An 18,916-nucleotide genomic window follows, 5' to 3' on the forward strand; every position below is an offset into this window, starting at 1 on the left:
GACGTAGGTTGGGCTCGCGATCCGTGAACCCCGCATCGGGCTCAAAGAAAAGGGGCGTCACCTCCAGGTGACGCCCCGACGCCCTTTACGATGATGCCTAGCGGCCTCAGCCCTGCCCGACCGGCAGCGCGACGAAGCGCAGGTCGGCACCGCTCTGGACCAGCAGCAGCACCGATTTGCGGCCGCCGTCGCGGGCCTCCTTCACCTTCTTGGCGACATCCGCCGGGTTGGCGACCTCGGCCTGGCCGACCTCGACGATGACGTCGCCGGCCTTCAGCCCCTTCTCGCCCGCCGGCGACCCGCCGGTGACGGCGGTGACGACCACGCCCTTCTGGTCGTCGGCCAGCGAGTACTGCTTCTTCAGCGCGTCGGTGATCGCCGACAAGGTCACGCCGAGCGCGTCGAGCGATTCCGGCTTGGTGGCCTCGCCCGGGCCGTCCGGCGTGTTCGACGCCAGCAGCCCGGATTCCTCGGCCGCCTCGAGATCGCCCAGCGTCACCGGCAGCTCCTTGCGCTGGCCCTTGCGCCAGACCACGACCGGGACCTGCTTGTCGACCGGGGTGTCGGCCACCACGCGCGGCAGGCGCCGGCTCTCGCCGATCGGCTTGCCGTCGAAGGTCAGGATGACGTCGCCGGTCTCGATGCCCGACTTCGCGGCCGGGCCGCCATCGGTGATGCCGGCGACCAGCGCGCCCTCGGCCTTCTCCAGGCCCAGGCTCTCGGCGATCTCCGGCGTCACCGACTGGATCCGCACGCCGAGCCAGCCGCGCTTGGTGCGGCCGAACTGGATGATCTGGTCGACCACGCCGCTGGCCAGCGCCGAGGGGATGGCGAAGCCGATGCCGACCGATCCGCCCGAGGGCGAGTAGATCGCGGTGTTGATGCCGATGACCTGGCCGTCCATGTTGAACATGGGGCCGCCGGAATTGCCGCGGTTGATGGCGGCGTCGGTCTGCAGGAAGTCGTCATAGGGCCCGGCGTTGATCTCACGCGACCGGGCCGAGATGATGCCGGCCGTGACCGTGCCGCCGAGGCCGAACGGGTTGCCGATCGCCAGCACCCAGTCGCCGACCCGCATCTTGTCGCTGTCGCCGAAATCGACGAAGGGCAGCGGCTTCGCGCTCTCGACCTTGAGCACGGCGAGATCGGTCTTCTCGTCGCGGCCGATCAGCTTGGCGTCCAGGCTGGTGTTGTCGTGCAGGACGACGGTGATCTGCTCGGCCCCCTCGATGACGTGGTAGTTGGTCACGATGAAGCCGTTGGCCCGGACGATGAAGCCGGAGCCGAGCGCGGTGGCGTTGTGCGGCGTCGGGCGCTCGCCCTGGCCCTGGCCGCCCTGGCCACGCCGGTTGAAGAAGTCGCGAAAGAACTCCTCGAACGGCGATCCCGGCGGGAACTGCGGCATTTCCGGCAGGTCGGCGCCGTCCTCGACCTTCTGCGTGGTCGAGATGTTGACCACGGTCGGCAGCAGCTTTTCGGCAAGGTCGGCGAAGCTGTCCGGCGCCGGCGCGGCGCGGGCGGCGGCGGCGAGGCCCAGCAGCATCGCCGCGGCGATCAGCACCGTCGCGGCCCAGCGCAACAGGGCGGTCTCATCCCTGGCACGGGCCAGGGCGATCGGGCCGGAAGGACGGCGGGCCATCGGTCTGCTCACGAAAGCTCTCCTCGCTCAAAGCAGGACGCCGGCCCCGTGCGGGGGCCGGCGTCCGTCATCATACACGCGATCGCGGCGGCATTGTGGGCCGCATCAGCCCGGGCTGCCCGGCGCGGGCACGGGGGCCGGTGCGGGTGCCGGCGCCGGTTCCACCGGTGCGGGCGCGGGGGCCGCCGGAATCTCCGGCACCGCGCCTTGCGGCGTCGCCTGGGTCACCGCCGGCACCAGGCCGCGACCGGTGGCGTCGTTGAAGTACTTGAAGAAATCGCCCTTGGGCGACAGCACCAGAGTGGTGCCGGTCGACCCCAGCGCGTTCTGGTAGGCCTGCAGGCTGCGGTAGAAGGAGAAGAACTGCGGGTCGGCGCCATAGGCGGCGGCCTGCACCTTGATCGCCTCGGCGTCGCCCTGGCCGCGCAACTCCTGCGCCTTGCGCTCCGCCTCGGCCAGCAGCACGGTCACGTCGCGATCGGCGCGCGACCGGATCTGCAGCGAGTATTCCTGGCCCTGGGCGCGGTACTGCGCCGCCTCGCGCTCACGCTCCGAGGTCATGCGGTTGTAGACCGACTGCACCGTGCCTTCCGGCACGTCGGCCCGCACGATGCGGACATCGACGATTTCGATGCCGAGCGGCTTGGCGTTGGCTTCGACGCTGTCGCGGATCGCCCGCATGATCGGCCCGCGCTGTTCCGACAGCACGTCGAGCTGGGTGTAGTTGCCCAGCACGTTGCGCAGTGCGTTGTTGACGAAGCTGTTGATTCGCGTGCCGGCGATGGTTTCGTTCCGCACCGACTGGAAGAACAGCAGCGGGTCGGCGATGCGGTAGCGGGCATAGCTGCCGACATCGAGGCGGCGCTGGTCGGACAGGATGACCTGCTCGACCGGCGGATCGACGTCGAGCACGCGCTTCTCGTAGAGCTGGACGTTCTGGACCAGCGGCAGCTTGAACTTCAGTCCCGGCCCGGACTCGATCTTCACCACCTCGCCGAACTGCAGGACCAGGGCCTGCTCGTTCTGGTTGACGGTGTAAAGGGAGTCGGCCAGCACCAGGCCGATGACGACGATCGCGGCGCCGAGGGCTGCGAGCTTGGCATTCATGTCACTGGCCCCCCTTCGCCGCGGCGGCCGGGGCCGGCCGGTTCATCAGCTCGTTCAGCGGCAGGTAGGGCAGAACCCCCTGCCCGCCGATGGCGTCGTCGATCAGGATCTTGTTCGAGCCCTTCAGCACGCTCTCCAGAGTCTCGAGGTAGAAGCGCTCGGCCGTGATCTCGGGCGCCAGCCGGTAGGATTGCAGCACCGAGGTGAAGCGCGCCGCGTCACCCTGCGCCTTCGCCACCACCTGCTCGCGATAGGCTTCCGCCTGCTGCGAGATCTGCTCCGCATGACCACGGGCGGTCGGAACCACGCCGTTGCGATAGGTCTCGGCGTCGTTGCGCAGCTGGTCCTGGTTCTGGCGCGCGCTCTGCACGTCGTCGAACGCGGCGATGACCTGCTGCGGCGGCGCCACCTTCTGCAGCTGCACCTGGTCGATCACCACGCCGGCGCCGGGCTGGCCGGTCGTGCCGTAGCTGTCGAGGGTGGCCTGCAGCAGCACGCGGGCTTCCTGCTCGATCTTGCCGCGGGCCTCGTTCAGCGCCGGCTGGATCTCGGTCCGCCCGATCACCTCACGCATCGCGCTCTCGGCCGCGACCTTCACGGTGGCGTCCGGGTTCTTGATGTTGAAGAGGTAGGCGACCGGGTCGGAGATGCGCCACAGCACGACGAAATCGATGTCGATGATGTTTTCGTCGTTGGTCAGCATCTGGCTCTCGTCCGGGATGTCCCGGGGGACAGCCCGTCCCTCGCCGCTGGAGAAGCCGATCTCGATGCGGTTCTGCGTCGTCACCGACGGCTTGGTCACCGTCTCGATCGGCGCCGGCAGGTGATAGCGCAGGCCGGGCTGCTCAGTGCGGACATAGGCGCCGAATCGCTGGACCACGCCGAGCTCGTCCGGCTGGACCCGGTAGATGCCGGTCAGCAGCCACCCGATGATGATCACGACGATCGCGATCAAAATGCCCCGGCCGCCGCCGAAGCCCTTGGGCATGACCTGCCGGAAGCGGTCCTGGCCGCGCCGGATCATGTCTTCGATATCGGCTTGGCTTGGCCCCCCGCCGCGTCCCCAGGGGTTCTGCCCGCCGCCTTGCGGTGGACCGCCCCACGGGCCACCGCCGCCGCCGCCACCCCCTTGATTACTCCACGGCATCCAGATCCCTTCCCCATCGACCGCCCTGTCATCCTGGGCGCCGGATGCTATATCTCGGCGCGTCAGGCGACAAATGGAGCCTGTCATATTGGACAAAGGTCAGGAAGTTCAACCATGGCGACTGGGCGCATCACAGTGACCGAGGCCGCGGTGCTCGACGCGCTGCGCGGGGTTCGGGACGAGGAGCGCGGCGGCGACCTCGTCGCCCTCGGCATGATCACCGGCGTGACGCTGCGCGACGGCCACGTTCTGTTCTCGGTCGAGGTCGACCCCAAGCGCGGCCCGACGCTGGAGCCGCTGCGCCAGGCCGCGGAACGGGCCGTGGCGGCGCTGCCGGGCGTCCTGTCCGTCACCGCCGTGCTGACGGCGCATCGCGGCATGGGCCAGGGTGCGGCCCCGGCTGCGGCGCCTGCCTCTGGGCACGCCGGGCATGCCCATCCGCCGGCCGCGCCCGGCGGGGCGCAGAGCCGCAAGCTGCCGGTCACCGGCGTCGGCGCCATCATCGCCGTCGCCTCGGGCAAGGGCGGCGTCGGCAAGTCGACCACTGCCGTCAACCTCGCCCTCGGCCTGTCCGCCAACGGGCTGAAGGTCGGGCTGCTGGACGCCGACATCTACGGCCCGTCGGTGCCGCGGATGACCGGCATCACAGGCAAGCCGGCCTCGCCCGACGGCAAGACCATGGACCCGAAAGAGAATTTCGGGCTGAAGGTGATGTCGATCGGCTTCCTGATCGACGAGGAGACGCCGATGATCTGGCGCGGCCCGATGGTGCAGTCGGCGCTGTCGCAGATGCTGCGCGACGTCAACTGGGGCACGCTCGACGTGCTGGTGGTCGACATGCCGCCCGGCACCGGCGACGCCCAGCTGACCATGGCGCAGCAGGTGCCGCTGGCCGGCGCCGTGATCGTCTCGACGCCGCAGGACATTGCCCTGCTGGACGCCCGCAAGGGCCTGAACATGTTCCGCAAGGTCGACGTCCCGGTGCTCGGGATCATCGAGAACATGAGCTATTTCTGCTGCCCGAACTGCGGCCACCGCTCCGACATCTTCGGCCATGGCGGCGCCCGCGCCGAGGCGGAGCGGCTGGGTTGCGACTTCCTGGGCGAGATCCCGCTCGACATCGCCATCCGCGAGACTTCGGACACCGGGCACCCTATCGTGGTCTCGGCGCCGGACGGCGCCCATGCCGAGGCCTATCGCGCCATCGCCGCCCGGGTCTGGGACAAGGTCCAGGCCGGCTCCGGCCACGCCGCGCCGCGCATCGTCATCGAGTGACCGGCCACTGCGTCACCTCGTCGCCACAAATCGATCCGATAAGAAGGAAAATTGAGTGGCGCCCGGGCATGACCGGGCGCCATCCGACGGAGTCACAGATTGATGGCGCGTACCTGCCGGATCGCTGTCCTCGCCGCCCTCGCCGCGAGTTTTGCGGCCGGGGCCGCGGCGCAGGCATTGCCGGATTCGGTCCAGGTCCAGAACCGGCGGGCCAGCGCGATCGAGGATCTTCGCCTCTCGCCCGATTTCGAAAGCTCCTGGGGCTACAACCGGCTGCGGTCGACGCCGCTGCCGCCCGGCGAAACCGCCCGGATCCCGACCGACGACCTGCGCGGCGGCTGCTATTTCGACGTGAAGGTGCGTGCGCATGACGGCGCCGAGGCGGAGTATTGGAGCCTCAACCTGTGCAGCCAGCCGGTGATCGACCTGGATTGATCGGTGGCCTGGTCGCCCGCCGAATCTGCTCGACCTGACCGCAGAACAGCCTCAATTTTCCTGGTCACTAGAGGCTGCTCATTTCAGATCGGGATATTTCATCATGGCCGCACCGACCGATCCGCTCTACGCCCAGCAATGGCACCTCACCGGCCCCTGGGGGATCAATCTCGGAAATATCTGGGACGAGTTCACCGGCGACGGGGTGGTGGTGGCGGTCCATGACCAGGGCATCGATTTCAGCCATCCCGACCTGAACGACAACATCGACACCGCGCACAGCTTCAACGCCTATACCGGCGGCGCGGGCGGTGCGCCGCAGACCAGTGACGACAACCACGGCACCTCGGTCGCCGGCATCATCGCGGCCGAGCGCAACGGCGTCGGCGTGGTCGGCATCGCCTATGACGCGACGCTGCTCTCTTATTACGATCCGCTGTTCTTCGACACACTGCGGACGGCGGTGGTCGCAGCACGGAACCATGCCGCCGCGGACGCCGACGTCCTCAGCAACAGCTGGGGCTACGGCAACGCCTTCTACGACGACCCGAACTCGGCCTTCCTCGACAATTTCGCGGATGCCGGATTCGCCGCCGCCGGGACCGCGACTCTGAACGCCGCGGCCAACGGCCGCGACGGGCTGGGCACGGTCATCGTCCAGTCCGCCGGCAACACCCGGGACTACGGCGACGACACCAACCTGCACAGCTTCAGTGCCAACCGCTGGACCATCGCCGTCGGGGCGACCAACCAGGATGGCACCCTGTCCTCCTACTCCACGCCGGGCGCCAGCATCCTGGTCGGGGCACCGGGCAGCCCGATCTCGGGCACCATCGTCACCACCGACCGGGTCGGCAGCGCCGGCTACGCCGCCGGGGACTACACCACCAGCTTCAACGGCACCTCGGCCGCCGCGCCGATGATCTCGGGTGTTGCCGCCCTGATGCTGCAGGCCAATCCGCATCTCGGCTGGCGTGATGTGCAGGAGATCCTGGCCTATTCCGCCCGCACCGCCCCGGCCGCCGCCGGCGACCAGACCAACGGCGCGACCAACTGGAACGGCGGCGGCCTGACGGTCAACCACGACATCGGTTTCGGCCTGGTCGATGCCCATGCCGCGGTGCGCCTGGCCGAGAGCTGGACCGGCACCGCCCACACCAGCGCCAACGAGGTCCACGTCTCCGCCTCGGCGTCGCCAAGCCTCGCCATTCCCGACGGCAATGCGACCGGCGTGACCACCACCCTGGCGATCGGCACCGGCATCGAGATCGACCATGTCGAGGTGACGCTGAACCTCAGCCACACCTGGATCGGCGACCTGCAGATCGTGCTGACCTCGCCGGACGGGACGCACAGCACCCTGCTGAACCGTCCCGGCCTGAGCAACCAGACCGGCGCCACCGACGGGTCGAACCAGGACGACATCGCCTTCACCTTCGGCACCATCCAGGATTGGGGCGAGAGCGGCCAGGGCACCTGGTCGCTGACCATCCGCGACCTCACGGCCGGCGACACCGGTACCCTGAATTCCTGGAGCCTCCACCTGTATGGCGACGCCGCCAGCCCGAACGACACCTATGTCTACACCGATGAGTTCGCCACTATCGGGACCGCGGCCGGGCGCCAGACCCTGGCCGATTCCGGCGGCACCGACACGATCAACGGTGCCGCCCTGACCGGCATCGCCCTGTTCGACCTGTATCACAGCTTCGCCACCGTCGCCGGCCGGCAGGTGACCTTCACGGCTGGAACCGTCATCGAGCACGCCATCGGCGGCGACGCCAACGACAAGATCCTGGGCACCAACGGCGACAACCACCTCAGCGGTGGGCGCGGCGCCGACATCCTGATGGGCCGCGGCGGGGCGGACGTGCTCGATGGCGGCGCCGGGATCGACGTCGCCTACTACAACGAATCATCGGTCGGCGTGACCGTCGACCTTGGCCGGGGCACCGGGTCGGGCGGCAACGCCCAGGGTGACGTGCTGATCGCCATCGAGGCCGTCGTCGGCTCGCTGGGCAATGATTCCCTGATCGGCACGACCGGCGCCAACGCGCTGTGGGGCCAGGCCGGGAACGACCTGCTCAGCGCCGGCGCCGGCAACGATGTCGTCTCGGGCGAGGACGGCAACGACCAGGTGCGGGGCGATCCCGGCAGCGACCAGCTGTCCGGGGGCAACGGCAACGATTCCGTGCTCTATTCCAACAGCACCGTGGGCGTCTCGGTCAATCTCGCCACCAACACTGCCAGCGGCGGCGACGCCCAGGGCGACCGGCTGTCCGGCTTCGAGAACGCGGTCGGCTCCGCCTTCGCGGACACGCTGACCGGCGACGGCCAGACCAACATCTTCTATGGCGGCCAGGGGAACGACGCGCTCACGGGCGGCGGCGGGCGGGACCATCTGCAGGGTGATGCCGGGGCTGACCGCTTCGTCTATCTCGCCACGGCCGACAGCACGGTGGGTGCCGGCGCCGACAAGATCCTGGACTTCAGCCACGCCCAGGGCGACCGGATCGACGTCGCAGCCATCGACGCCAATGCCGCCGTCGCCGGTGACCAGGCCTTCGCCTTCATCGGCGCGGCCCTGTTCAGCGCCGCCGGGCAACTGCATTTCGTGGTGGCGGGGGTGCAGACCCTGGTCGAGGCGGATGTGAATGGCGACGGCCAGGCCGATCTGCAGATCGCGCTGGTCGGCGCCATCGCCCTGGTCGCCGCCGATTTCGTGCTGTGATGGGGTTCAACCCTTCCATCCGGGGCGGCTTGCCACTACATTAGAAGGGTCGGGCAACCGACTATGATGATAAACGCCTTTTGGAATAGACGCAGCGGACCCGGGGGCGGTACCCGGCGCCTCCACCAAATCTCCGGTGTTGGACGGAGCATGGGGGCGAAATAGGATCGACGCGTGTAGTAAAGGAAAGGTTTTCGTCCGGCATGGTTCCGCCGTTATCGGGCCATCGCAATAGTTGCCAACGACAACTTTGCTGAGGTTCGCGCGGCCGCGTAAGCGGCTTAGCGTCCTCTACTAAATCCCTCGGCGGTTAGCCCCGTCGAGGTGGGGCTTGGGGCACCCAGCAACAGAACGCCCCACTTTCCCTCCCCAAACGCGCCTCCTTCCGCCGAAGAATGTCGGATCGGACGGGGTTCCCGCATTCGTCTCCCTTTTCAACCCGCCGGGCCCGGTCTAGTGTGGCCGGATGGACGACGAACTTCGATACGACCGCATGGTCGAATCCGCCCTGCGGGGCGTGGTCAGGGAAGCTTTGACCCAGGCGGGCGAAACAGGCCTGCCGGGCGAGCACCATTTCTACCTGACCTTCATGACAAATCATCGCGGGGTCGCGATCCCCGAGTATCTCAGGCAGAAGTACCCGCAGGAGATGACCATCGTCCTGCAGCACCAGTTCTTCGGGCTGGAGGTGTGCGAGGACCGGTTCTCGGTCTCGCTCAGCTTCTCCAGCAAGACCGAACGGCTGGTGATTCCGCTGGCGGCGATCACCACCTTCGCCGACCCGTCGGTCAACTTCGCCCTGCAGTTCCAATCCGCCAAGGAGGATGGGGCCGAGGACGAGGCGGAGGATGGCGAGGCTGCGGCCGAGGACGGCGCCGAGACGCCGCGGGCCGAGACTCCCCGCAACGACGCCGGCGGCAACGTGGTCCAGGGCCCGACCGGCCGCGGCCAGACCGAGAGCACGCCGGCCGAGGGCGGCAAGGTCGTGACGCTGGACGCCTTCCGCAAGAAGTAGCGGTCGCTCTCACAATAGGGTCCAGCTTGCCGTAGGTTGGGTTCGCAGCTGCGAACCCAACAAAAGCATTGGCATGATGTTGGGTTCGCGACCGCGAACCCAACCTACGAAGCTAGCCGGCGGCCGTCCCCCGCCCTTCACGCAACCGGGCGGCCAGGCGGAACGGCGCTTCGGCGAGGTCGCCCAGCCGCTTCAGCCCCGAGATCTGGCGGCCGATGGCCAGGACCTCGCCGATCCGGCGCTCGAGGAAGGCCTGTGTCGTCTCCTGCCCGTCCGACCGGTCGTCCAGCCAGACCAGCAGGGTCGAGGCGTAGACCCCGGCCAGCAGCCCGCGCTTGCTGTAGAAATTGAGGTCGGTCGACCGGTCGCCCGCCGCCCGCCACATCGCGTCGACCGTGCCGTAGAGCTGGCGCAGACCCCGCCGCGACAGCGGCCGCGCCGCCCGCCGCGCCAGGTCGCGGCGGACCGCGTCGCGATAGGGCAGCAGCAGGTCGAGCCGGGTCAGCACGGCCTGCGCGATCTTCTCGCGCACCCGCAGCCCGGTGAAGGCCTCGCCCTCCGCCGCCAGCCGCTCGACCATCGCCCGGTCGGCCCAGTCGTGCAGCAGGTCCGCCAGTTCGGCGACGCCGCCCGGCAGCAGCACCGCGACCTCGTCGGCGCCGAAGCCGGCCTCCTCGGCGCCGAGGCGCAGCGCCTGGCGCGTCCAGCCGTCGAACGCCACATGCGGCAGGGTGGCGAGCAGCAGGGCGTCGCGCTCGGCGGCCCTGCCGGTTCCGGACATGTCGGTCAAGCCGCGGTCGGTCATCGGTGCTCCCTAGACTCGGTCGGTGAGATAGCGGGCCTCGCTGTCGGAGGCCAAATCGTTCAGGTCGCGCAGCCGGTCGAGATAGAGCACGCCGTCGAGATGGTCGACCTCATGCTGCACCACCCGGCCGTGCAGCCCCTCGGCCTCACGCTCGATCACCTTGCCGTCCAGCCCGAGCGCACGATAGCCGATCCGCCGCCAGCGCGGCACCAGGCCGCGGAAGCCCGGGATCGACAGGCAGCCCTCGAGCCCGACCACCGTCTCCTCGTCCAGCGGCACGATCTCCGGGTTGACCAGAACGGTCGGCCCGTCGGGCGCCGGCGGCTCGCCCTCCTCCTGCCGCGCTGCCGGCACCTCGAACACGATCAGGCGCAGCGGCCGGTAGATCTGCGGCGCGGCCAGGCCGATGCCCGGCGCGTCCCGCATCGTCTCGATCATGTCGGCGGCGAGCCGCGCGATCTCCGGATCCGTGGGATCGGCGACCGGATCCGCCAGGCGGCGCAGCACCGGATGCCCCATGCTGACGATCTTCAACAGCGTCACGTTTCCGTCTCCCGATGAATCCCTCAACCCGGCTGAAGAAGATGCAGCGCCAAGACATCTTCCGGGAGATGAAGCTTCGTCGCAACCACGAGCCCCCGGAGAAGCGGGTCCGTCAGCAGGTGAAGGCCGGACGATTCCGCAACGAGCCGATTTGCAGCCTCACCGAGGGCATGGCCCACCTGCGGTGTTCTCGCTGTGCCGGAAGCAGGACGGACCCGGCGCCGAGAGGTGGTGTCATTCCACGCGGGCTTGCGGTAGGAATCAGGGACAGGCTTCGCCCGCAGGGCGGACGCCAAGAATGAAAACCCGGGGGAACCATGCTCATCGGCGTGCCGAAGGAAATCAAAACCCACGAGTATCGCGTCGGCCTGACCCCGAGCTCGGTCCGCGAACTGGTGCATCACGGGCATAGCGTCATCGTCGAGACCCTGGCCGGCGCCGGCATCGATTTCGGCGACGACCGCTACCGCGCCGCCGGCGCCGAGATCGTCGGATCGGCCAAGGAGGTCTTCGACCGGGCCGAGATGGTGGTGAAGGTCAAGGAGCCGCAGCCCGACGAATGCCGCATGCTGCGCCGCGGCCAGGTGCTGTTCACCTATCTGCATCTGGCGCCCGACCCGCGCCAGACCGAGCTGCTGATGAAATCCGGCGCGGTCGCCATCGCCTACGAGACCGTCACCGACGCCCGCGGCGGCCTGCCGCTGCTGGCGCCGATGAGCGAGGTCGCCGGGCGGATGTCGATCCAGTGCGGCGCCCATTGCCTGGAGAAGATCCAGGGCGGGCGCGGCATGCTGCTGGGCGGCGTGCCGGGCGTGCCGGCGGCGAAGGTGGTGGTGCTGGGCGGCGGCGTGGTGGGCACCAACGCGGCGCGCATGGCGATGGGGCTGGAAGCCCATGTCACCGTGATCGACAAGTCGCTGCAGCGGCTGAAGGAGCTGGACCTGCAGTTCGGCGCCGAGCTGAACACGATCTATTCGACCGTCGACGCGATCGAGGAATACGTCACCGGGGCCGACCTGGTGATCGGCGCGGTGCTGGTCCCTGGCGCCGCGGCGCCGCGGCTGGTGACTCGGGCCATGATCGCGAAGATGAAGCCGGGTTCGGTGGTGGTGGACGTTGCCATCGACCAGGGCGGCTGCTTCGAGACCTCGAAGGCCACCACCCATGACGACCCGACCTATGTCGTCGACGGCGTGGTGCATTACTGCGTCGCCAACATGCCGGGCGGTGTGGCGCGGACCTCGACCGTGGCGCTGAACAACGCCACCCTGCCCTTCGCCCTGGCGCTGGCCGACAAGGGCTATCGCCGCGCCTGCCTCGACGACGCGCATCTGCGCGAAGGCCTGAACATCCATTCCGGCCAGGTCACCAACAAGCCGGTGGCCGATGCGCTGGGCCTCAACTACGTCCCGGCCGAAGTGGTGCTGCGCGCCGCGTAGGCGGGCCCGGACGCGCGTGTCCCTCTCCCGCCACGCGGGAGAGGGACATATTCGAAAGTCTCTACCGCGGAAACCGCAGCAACGACTCCAGCCCCTTCTGCGCTCGGGCCGCCAGCCGGGCGCGGGCGTCGCCCTTGGGCGGATCGCCGGCCGCGCCGCGCAGCACCGCCAGCAGCCGGTCCAGCACCACCTGCGCCTCGCCGTCATGCAGGTTGCACGGGTCGAGATAGATGAAGCCGTGCTCGGCCTCATGGTCGCGGATGATCACCGGCGGGTCGCCGGCGGCCAGGCGGTCGGCGACGTCCCAGGCGGCCAGGCCGCATTTGGCCGGATCGAAGGTCACCCGCAGCCGGTCGAGCGGGTTGTCGGTCGGGTCCGGCTCGATCACCGCCGTCACCCCCGGCAGGCCGGCCAAGCCCTCGTGCCACAGTTTCAGATGGCCGTCCTCGCGGGCCCGCGCCGCGGCGTGGTCGCGCCGCTCCCAGGCGTCGAGCGCGGCGATGGCGCCGACCACGCCCTCCTTGCCCACCTTCATGCCGCGGCCGATGCCCCGGTTCTGCAGATAGGCGGCCCGCACCAGGTCCTCGCGCCCGGCGACGATGCCGGCGGTCGGGCCGCCCAGGAACTTGTGGGCGCTGTAGATCACGATATCGCCGCCGCGGGCCAGGAAGCCGATCAGGTCATATTCCGACGCGGCGTCGACGATCACCGGCACGCCCTTGGCATGGCAGATCGCGGCGAACTCCTCGAGCGGGATCTGGCCGTACTGCACGACGTGATGGGAGACGACATAGAGCGCCGCCGCCGTGCGTTCGGTGATCGCGCCGCCCAGCTGATAGCCCGACGCCTGGGTGGCGGTGCCGACCGGCACCACCGTGGCGCCGGCCAGGCGCACCGCCTGGTCGACCGGGGCGCCGTAGCTGACCATGTGGCCGACCTGCAGCAGCACCTCGGTCTTCGCCATGCCAGGCGTGTCCGGCAGCCGTTCGATCGCCAGCAGGTCGGTGCCGGTCATGGCGCCGGCCACGGCCAGGCTGATCCCGGCCGAGGCCGAGGCGGTGACGAAGCCGGCTTCGGTGCCGCAGGACTTCGCGATGCGGGCGCTGGCCTTGCGCTGCAGGTCGTTGATCTCGACGAATTGCGGCAGGATCTCGGACACGGCCTGCACCGCCTCGGGCACCACGATCGAGGCGCCCAGCGAGGTCATGGTGCCGGACACGTTGATCACCGGGCGCAGGCCCAGGCGGCGGCGGATATCCTCGTTCGACTTCATCTCACAATCCTCTCAGCGCGCGAATTCGACGACGGCTTCGATCTCGACCGTGATCTGGCCGGGCAGCGACCCCATGCCGACGGCCGAGCGGGCGTGGCGCCCGATCTCCGGCCCGAACAGGTCGACGAACAGGTCGGAGCAGCCGTTGATGACAGCGGGATGATGCTCGAACTCCGGCACCGCGTTGACCATGCCCAGCAGCTTGACGATGGCGGTGACGCGGTTGAGGTCGCCCAGCGCCTCATGCATCACCGCGATCAGGTTGATCCCGGTCAACCGGGCATGGCGATAGGCGGCCTGCTGGTCGACGGCGGCGCCGACCTTGCCGCGGTGCTGGAAGCCATCCGGCTCGGACGGGCCCTGGCCGGACAGGAACAGCAGCTGGCCGGACACGCGGTGCGTCTCGAAATTCGCGACCGGCGACGGCGCCTTGGGCAGGGTGATGCCGAGCGCGGCAAGGCGGTCGTAGACGTTGGGCATGGTCAATCCGGCTTCGGTTGGTCGTTCAGTTCGGCATCGCGGATGCAGGCGACGAAGCGCCCGGGCTCGCGTTCGGTCAGCGGCGGCACCGCCTGGGCGCAGGCGTCGATCGCCAGCGGGCAGCGGGTGCGGAAGACGCAGCCCGAGGGCGGGTTGATCGGGCTGGGGATGTCGCCCTTCAAGAGGATGCGGTCGCGCTTCGCCCGCGGGTCGGGCACCGGCGCGGCCGACAGCAGGGCCTTGGTGTAGGGGTGGCGCGGCCGGTCATAGACCAGGCGGGTCGGCCCCTTCTCCATGATCCGGCCGAGATACATCACCACGATCTCGTCGCAGAGATAGTCGACCACGGCGAGGTCGTGGGCGACGAACAGCAGGGTCAGGCCGAGGTCGCGCTGGATGTCCTGGATCAGGTTCAGCACCTGGGCCTGGACCGAGACGTCGAGGGCCGAGACCGGCTCGTCCGCCACGATGAAGTCGGGCTCCACCGCCAGGGCCCGGGCGATGCCGATGCGCTGGCGCTGGCCGCCGGAGAATTCATGCGGGAAGCGACGGCGATGGTCGGCGCTGAGGCCCACGCGCTCCAGTAACTCGCCGATGCGCTCGGTGCGGCGGCCCTTGGCCAGGCCGTGAGTGTCCAGCGCCTCGCCCAGGATCTCGGCCACGCTCATGCGCGGGTTGAGGCTGGCATAGGGGTCCTGGAACACGATCTGCATCCGCCGGCGCCAGGCGCGGAACGCCTTTTCCGGCAGGGCGGTGACGTCGGTGCCGTCGAACATCACCCGGCCGCCGGTCGGCTCGATCAGCCGCAGGATGGCGCGGCCGGTGGTGGTCTTGCCGGACCCCGACTCGCCGACCAGCCCGACGATGCTGTTGCGCCGGATCGACAGGCTGACATTCTCGACCGCGCGGACCACGCGGCCATGGCCGATCGGGAAATGCACCGACAGGTTCTGCACATCCAGCAGCGGCGCGGCGGGATCGATGTCCGGGCGGAGGGCGGCGGCGGTCATAGCTGGTCCGTCCTGCGGCAACGGGAGCGATGGCCGGCCTGCACCGCGGCGAGGTCCGGCACCGCCGCCTCGCAGGGGCCCTCGGTCAGCGGGCAGCGCGGCGCGAAGGCGCAGCCGGGCGGCAGGGCCATGACGCTGGGCACCGTGCCGGGGATCGGCTGCAGCCGGGCGTCGTCGTGCCGGCCACCGGTGCGGGCGTTGGGGATGCAGGACAAGAGGCCACGGGTGTAGGGGTGGCGCGGCCGGTCGAACAGGTCGAGCACCGGCGCCTCCTCCACCACCCGGCCGGCATACATTACGGCGACGCGCTGCGCGATCTCGGCCACCACGCCCATGTTGTGGGTGACGAACAGGATCGACATGCCGATCTCGGCCTGCAGCCGGCGCAGCAGGTCCAGGATCTGGGCCTGGATGGTGACGTCGAGCGCCGTGGTCGGCTCGTCCGCGATCAGCACCGACGGGTTGCAGGACAGGGCCAGCGCGATCATCACCCGCTGGCGCATGCCGCCCGACATCTGGTGGGGGTAGTCGTTCAGCCGCGACGCCGCAGCCGGGATCTCGACCAGTTCCAGCATGCGCTGGGCGCGCTTCATCGCCTCGCCCCGGCCGACATGCTCGTGCAGCTGCACCGACTCGGCGATCTGGTCGCCGACGGTGAACAGCGGGTTCAGGCTGGTCATCGGCTCCTGGAAGATCATTGCGATCTCCCGCCCGCGCAGCTGGCGCAGCAGCGTGGGCTTGGCATGGGCCAGGTCGTGGGTGGTGCCGGCGCGGTCGCGGAAGCGGATGGTGCCGCCCATGATCCGCCCGGCCGGCTTGGGCAGCAGCCCCATGATCGACAGGCTGGTGACCGATTTGCCCGAGCCGGATTCGCCGACGATCGCCAGCGTCTCGCCCCGCGCCAGGTCGAAGGACACGCCGTCGACCGATTTGGCGATGCCGTCCCGGCTGTGGAACCAGGTCTGCAGATCCTCGACCGCGAGGACGATGTCGCGGCTGCTGGCGCTCATCCGTGGACCGTCGGGTCGAACAGGCGGGCCGCCTTGACCGACCTGGTGCCGAGGATCGCGTGGCGCGGCGCGAACAGCCGGTCGAGGGTGGCGCTGTCGCCGGAGGAATCCGGCAGCGTCACCGACGCATCCTCCAGCTCGAAGATGGTGAAGTCGGCCTCGGCCCCCGCCGCCAGCCTGCCTTCGGACGGCAGCCCGATCACCGAGCGCGGCCGGGTGCTGGCGGCGGCCACCACCTCGGCGAAGGGCATGCCGACGGCGAGCAGCTTCGACATCGTCGTCGCCATGTCCCAGACCGGGCCGTCGATCGAGCGCAGATGCAGGTCGGTCGAGATCGAGAACGGGAACAGCCCGCGTTCGATCCCGGCCCGCGCCACCTTGAAGGAGAAGGACGCGCCGCCATGGCCGACATCCAGCCGCACCCCGGCCGCCGCGACCTGCCTGGCGATGCCGAACAGCTCCTCATCCTCCAGGATGTTGCCGCCCGGCTTGCCGTGGAAGCAATGGGTCAGCACGTCGCCCGGGGTCAGGATCTCCAGCACCTCTTCCAGCAGCGGCGGCGGTTCGCCGACATGGACCATCAGCGGCAGCTTGGCGATCTTCGCCACCTTCTTGGCGATCTTGACCGGGGTGATGCCCCAGGCGCCGGTCACGGTGCTGCAGGCCCGGCACTTGATGCCGCGGATGATGTCGCGGTTGGCCTCGATCACCGCCAGCGTCCGGGTGATGTCGATCGAGCGCTGGTCGATCAGCTCGCTGACCCGGTTGCAGGCGACCAGGCCGATCGAGCCGATGTTGAGGAAGGCGACCACCCGCTCCGCCGCCGGTTCGGCGATGAACTCGCGGAAGCCGACGAAGTTGCCTTCGCCCGAGGAGCCGGCGTCGACGATGGTGGTGACGCCATGCGCCAGCCCGCCCTGGGACGGGCGGATCGAGATGTCGGTGCCGCCGTGATAGACATGGGCGTGCAGGTCGGCCCAGCCGGGCGAGATCCAGGCACCCCTGGCGTCGATCACCTCGGCGCCGGTGGGCGCGTCGATCCCCTGCCCTGCGGCCGTGACGCGGCCGTCTTCGATGCGGAGGTCGATCGGCCGGTCGTCGGCGTGATCGGGGAAGCCGACCGGGCGGGCGGCGCGGATGAGCAGCGATTGGGCCATTACAGCTCCTTGCGCAGGCGGGGGTCGAGGATGTCGCGCAGGCCGTCGCCGACCATCTGCAGCGACACCACGGACAGGACGATGGCGAGGCCGGGGAACACCATCATCCAGTCGGCCGAGCCCATGTATTGCTGGCCGGCGCTGATCATGGTGCCCCAGGTGGGGATTTCGGGCGAGACGCCGACGCCGAGGAAGGACAGCCCGGCCTCGGCCAGGATGGCGTAGGCGAAGATGAAGGTGCCCTGCACCAGGATCGGCGACCACAGGTTGCGCAGCACATGCGCGGTGACGATCCGCCAGGTCGACACGCCCAGCGCCCGCGCCGCCTCGACGAAGGGCAGCTCGCGGATCACCAGGGTCGAGGCGCGGACGATGCGGGCCAAGCGCGGGGTGTAGACGATGCCCAGCGCCAGGATGACGTTGACCAGCGAGGGTCCCAGTGCCGCGACCAGCGAGATCGCCAGCAGGATGTCGGGGAAGGCCATCATCGCGTCGATCAGCCGGGCCACCACCCGGTCGGCCGGCTTGAAGAAGCCGGCGACCAGCCCGAGGATGATGCCCAGCACCGAGGACAGGATCACCACGGAAAAGCCGACGAACAGCGACAGCCGGCCGCCATAGACGGCGCGGGTGAAGACGTCGCGGCCGAATTCGTCGGTGCCGAACCAATGGGCGCCGCTGGGCGGCTTCAGCCGGTTGACGATCGACAGCTTCTGCGGGGCGTAGCCGGTGATGTAGGGCGCGAAGGCGGCGGCCAGCACCAGCACCACCAGCACGATCAGCCCGATCAGCGCGGTCTTGCGGCGGACCAGCAGCCGGGCGAGCTTCATGCGCTCGCCGGCCACCGAGACGGAAGCGGTGGCGGCCATCAGTAGCGCACCCTCGGGTCGACGACGAGATACAGGAGATCGATGGCGAGGTTGACCAGGACGTAGAGCGCGGCGATCACCAGCAGCGCCCCCTGGATCACCGGATAGTCGCGCCGCAGCACGCCGTTGACGACCAGGTTGCCGACGCCGGGCAGGCCGAACACCGTCTCGGTCACCACCGCGCCGGAGATCAGCAGGGCCGTGGTCAGGCCGATCACGGTCAGGATCGGGATCAGCGCGTTCTTCAGCGCGTGCTTCAGCACCACCCGCCGCTCCGGCAGCCCCTTGGCGCGGGCGGTGCGGACATAGTCGTCGCCCAGCACGTCGAGCATGCTGGCCCGGGTGAAGCGGGTGATCAGGGCCGAGTTGACGATGCCGAGCACGCAGGCCGGCAGCACCAGATGGGTCATGCGGTCGAGGAAGCTGGCCCCCGGCCCGCCATAGCCCGCCACCGGGAACCAGCCGAGCTTGACCGCGAACAGCTGCATCACCAGCAGGCCCAGCCAGAAGCTGGGGATGCTGGCGGTGAACATCGAGGCGGTCAGCGTCGCCTGGTCGAGCAGCGATCCCCGCCACACCGCCGAGGCGATGCCGATCGGCAGCGCGATGGCCACCGCGATCAGCATCGACATCACGGTCAGCATCAGCGTCGGCTCGGCCCGGTCGCCGATCGCGCTCAGCACCGGCTGGTTCAGGAAGATCGACTGGCCGAGGTCGCCGATCGCGATCTGGCCCAGCCAGGTGACATATTGCACCGGCAGCGGCTGATCGAGCCCGAGCTTGGAGCGCAGCTCGACGATATCAGACGGCTGGGCGTCCGGCCCCAGCATCACCGCGGCCGGGTCGCCCGGCGTCACCCGGATGATGACGAACACGACCGTCGCCACGATGAACATCACCGCGACCATGCCGATCAGGCGATTGACGATGTAGGAGAGCATGGGCGGCCGGTCAGTAGGTTGGGTTCGCGACAGCGAACCC

At 69.4% G+C, this 18,916-nt stretch carries 17 protein-coding genes and 1 other RNA gene; 6 read left to right on the forward strand and 12 right to left on the reverse strand.

Features of this window, described 5'->3' with window-relative positions:
* Window positions 1-106: 106 nt before the first annotated feature.
* The 3 genes from E9232_RS05350 to hflK form a co-directional block, all read right to left on the reverse strand.
* Window positions 107-1,639: a DegQ family serine endoprotease gene (locus E9232_RS05350; RefSeq protein WP_374710603.1), complete on the reverse strand. Its 1,533-nt coding sequence runs from the start codon at window positions 1,637-1,639 to the stop codon at window positions 107-109.
* Window positions 1,640-1,744: 105 nt separating this feature from the next.
* Window positions 1,745-2,746 (reverse strand): protease modulator HflC, encoded by a 1,002-nt coding sequence (gene hflC, locus E9232_RS05355; protein WP_309792573.1) that lies wholly within the window; start codon window positions 2,744-2,746, stop codon window positions 1,745-1,747.
* Between the two features lies 1 nt (window position 2,747).
* Window positions 2,748-3,893, reverse strand: a complete 1,146-nt coding sequence (hflK, locus tag E9232_RS05360; RefSeq protein WP_309792574.1) for an FtsH protease activity modulator HflK — start codon at window positions 3,891-3,893, stop codon at window positions 2,748-2,750.
* A gap of 114 nt (window positions 3,894-4,007) precedes the next feature.
* On the opposite strand from hflK, the gene apbC reads away from it, so the two are divergent.
* From apbC to E9232_RS05385, 5 genes are all read left to right on the forward strand, one after another.
* Entirely contained in the window at window positions 4,008-5,168 is a 1,161-nt protein-coding gene (gene apbC / locus E9232_RS05365) for an iron-sulfur cluster carrier protein ApbC (protein ID WP_309792575.1), read from the forward strand.
* 102 nt (window positions 5,169-5,270) lie between these two features.
* Window positions 5,271-5,603, forward strand: a complete 333-nt coding sequence (locus E9232_RS05370; RefSeq protein WP_309792576.1) for a hypothetical protein — start codon at window positions 5,271-5,273, stop codon at window positions 5,601-5,603.
* Window positions 5,604-5,706: 103 nt separating this feature from the next.
* Window positions 5,707-8,334: a S8 family serine peptidase gene (locus E9232_RS05375; RefSeq protein ID WP_309792578.1), complete on the forward strand. Its 2,628-nt coding sequence runs from the start codon at window positions 5,707-5,709 to the stop codon at window positions 8,332-8,334.
* Window positions 8,335-8,343: 9 nt separating this feature from the next.
* Window positions 8,344-8,695: a transfer-messenger RNA gene (gene ssrA, locus E9232_RS05380) on the forward strand.
* A 132-nt stretch (window positions 8,696-8,827) separates the two neighbouring features.
* Window positions 8,828-9,349 (forward strand): SspB family protein, encoded by a 522-nt coding sequence (locus tag E9232_RS05385; protein ID WP_309792579.1) that lies wholly within the window; start codon window positions 8,828-8,830, stop codon window positions 9,347-9,349.
* Window positions 9,350-9,461: 112 nt separating this feature from the next.
* Here E9232_RS05385 and E9232_RS05390 read toward each other — a convergent pair whose 3' ends face one another.
* A complete protein-coding gene (locus E9232_RS05390) occupies window positions 9,462-10,154 on the reverse strand; it encodes a COQ9 family protein (protein ID WP_309792580.1) in 693 nt (230 codons plus the stop codon).
* 9 nt (window positions 10,155-10,163) lie between these two features.
* Entirely contained in the window at window positions 10,164-10,697 is a 534-nt protein-coding gene (def, locus tag E9232_RS05395) for a peptide deformylase (protein WP_309792581.1), read from the reverse strand.
* A 317-nt stretch (window positions 10,698-11,014) separates the two neighbouring features.
* On the opposite strand from def, the gene ald reads away from it, so the two are divergent.
* Window positions 11,015-12,136, forward strand: a complete 1,122-nt coding sequence (ald, locus tag E9232_RS05400) for an alanine dehydrogenase (protein ID WP_309792582.1) — start codon at window positions 11,015-11,017, stop codon at window positions 12,134-12,136.
* A 61-nt stretch (window positions 12,137-12,197) separates the two neighbouring features.
* Here the strand turns inward: ald and E9232_RS05405 are convergent, their stop codons facing one another.
* From E9232_RS05405 to E9232_RS05435, 7 genes are read right to left on the reverse strand one after another with little or no spacing between them, the layout of a single operon-like run.
* On the reverse strand, window positions 12,198-13,409 hold the full coding sequence (locus E9232_RS05405; RefSeq protein WP_309792585.1) for an aminotransferase class V-fold PLP-dependent enzyme: 1,212 nt from the start codon (window positions 13,407-13,409) through the stop codon (window positions 12,198-12,200).
* Between the two features lie 12 nt (window positions 13,410-13,421).
* Complete coding sequence (locus E9232_RS05410) at window positions 13,422-13,889, reverse strand: RidA family protein (protein WP_309792586.1); 468 nt, start codon at window positions 13,887-13,889, stop codon at window positions 13,422-13,424.
* A 2-nt stretch (window positions 13,890-13,891) separates the two neighbouring features.
* Complete coding sequence (locus tag E9232_RS05415) at window positions 13,892-14,899, reverse strand: ABC transporter ATP-binding protein (protein ID WP_309792587.1); 1,008 nt, start codon at window positions 14,897-14,899, stop codon at window positions 13,892-13,894.
* Window positions 14,896-15,909, reverse strand: a complete 1,014-nt coding sequence (locus tag E9232_RS05420) for an ABC transporter ATP-binding protein (RefSeq protein ID WP_309792588.1) — start codon at window positions 15,907-15,909, stop codon at window positions 14,896-14,898. Before E9232_RS05420 ends, E9232_RS05415 begins: the two co-directional genes overlap by 4 nt.
* Window positions 15,906-17,066 (reverse strand): amidohydrolase/deacetylase family metallohydrolase, encoded by a 1,161-nt coding sequence (locus E9232_RS05425; protein WP_309792589.1) that lies wholly within the window; start codon window positions 17,064-17,066, stop codon window positions 15,906-15,908. The genes E9232_RS05420 and E9232_RS05425 overlap by 4 nt, the downstream gene beginning before the upstream one ends.
* Window positions 17,066-17,935 carry an ABC transporter permease gene (locus tag E9232_RS05430; RefSeq protein WP_309792590.1) on the reverse strand — a complete coding sequence of 290 codons (870 nt, stop codon included), beginning with the start codon at window positions 17,933-17,935 and terminating at the stop codon, window positions 17,066-17,068. The genes E9232_RS05425 and E9232_RS05430 overlap by 1 nt, the downstream gene beginning before the upstream one ends.
* On the reverse strand, window positions 17,935-18,876 hold the full coding sequence (locus tag E9232_RS05435) for an ABC transporter permease (protein ID WP_309792591.1): 942 nt from the start codon (window positions 18,874-18,876) through the stop codon (window positions 17,935-17,937). The genes E9232_RS05430 and E9232_RS05435 overlap by 1 nt, the downstream gene beginning before the upstream one ends.
* Between the last annotated feature and the right edge of the window lie 40 nt (window positions 18,877-18,916).

The sequence above is a fragment of the Inquilinus ginsengisoli genome, from assembly GCF_031453975.1.
GTDB lineage: Bacteria > Pseudomonadota > Alphaproteobacteria > DSM-16000 > Inquilinaceae > Inquilinus > Inquilinus ginsengisoli_A.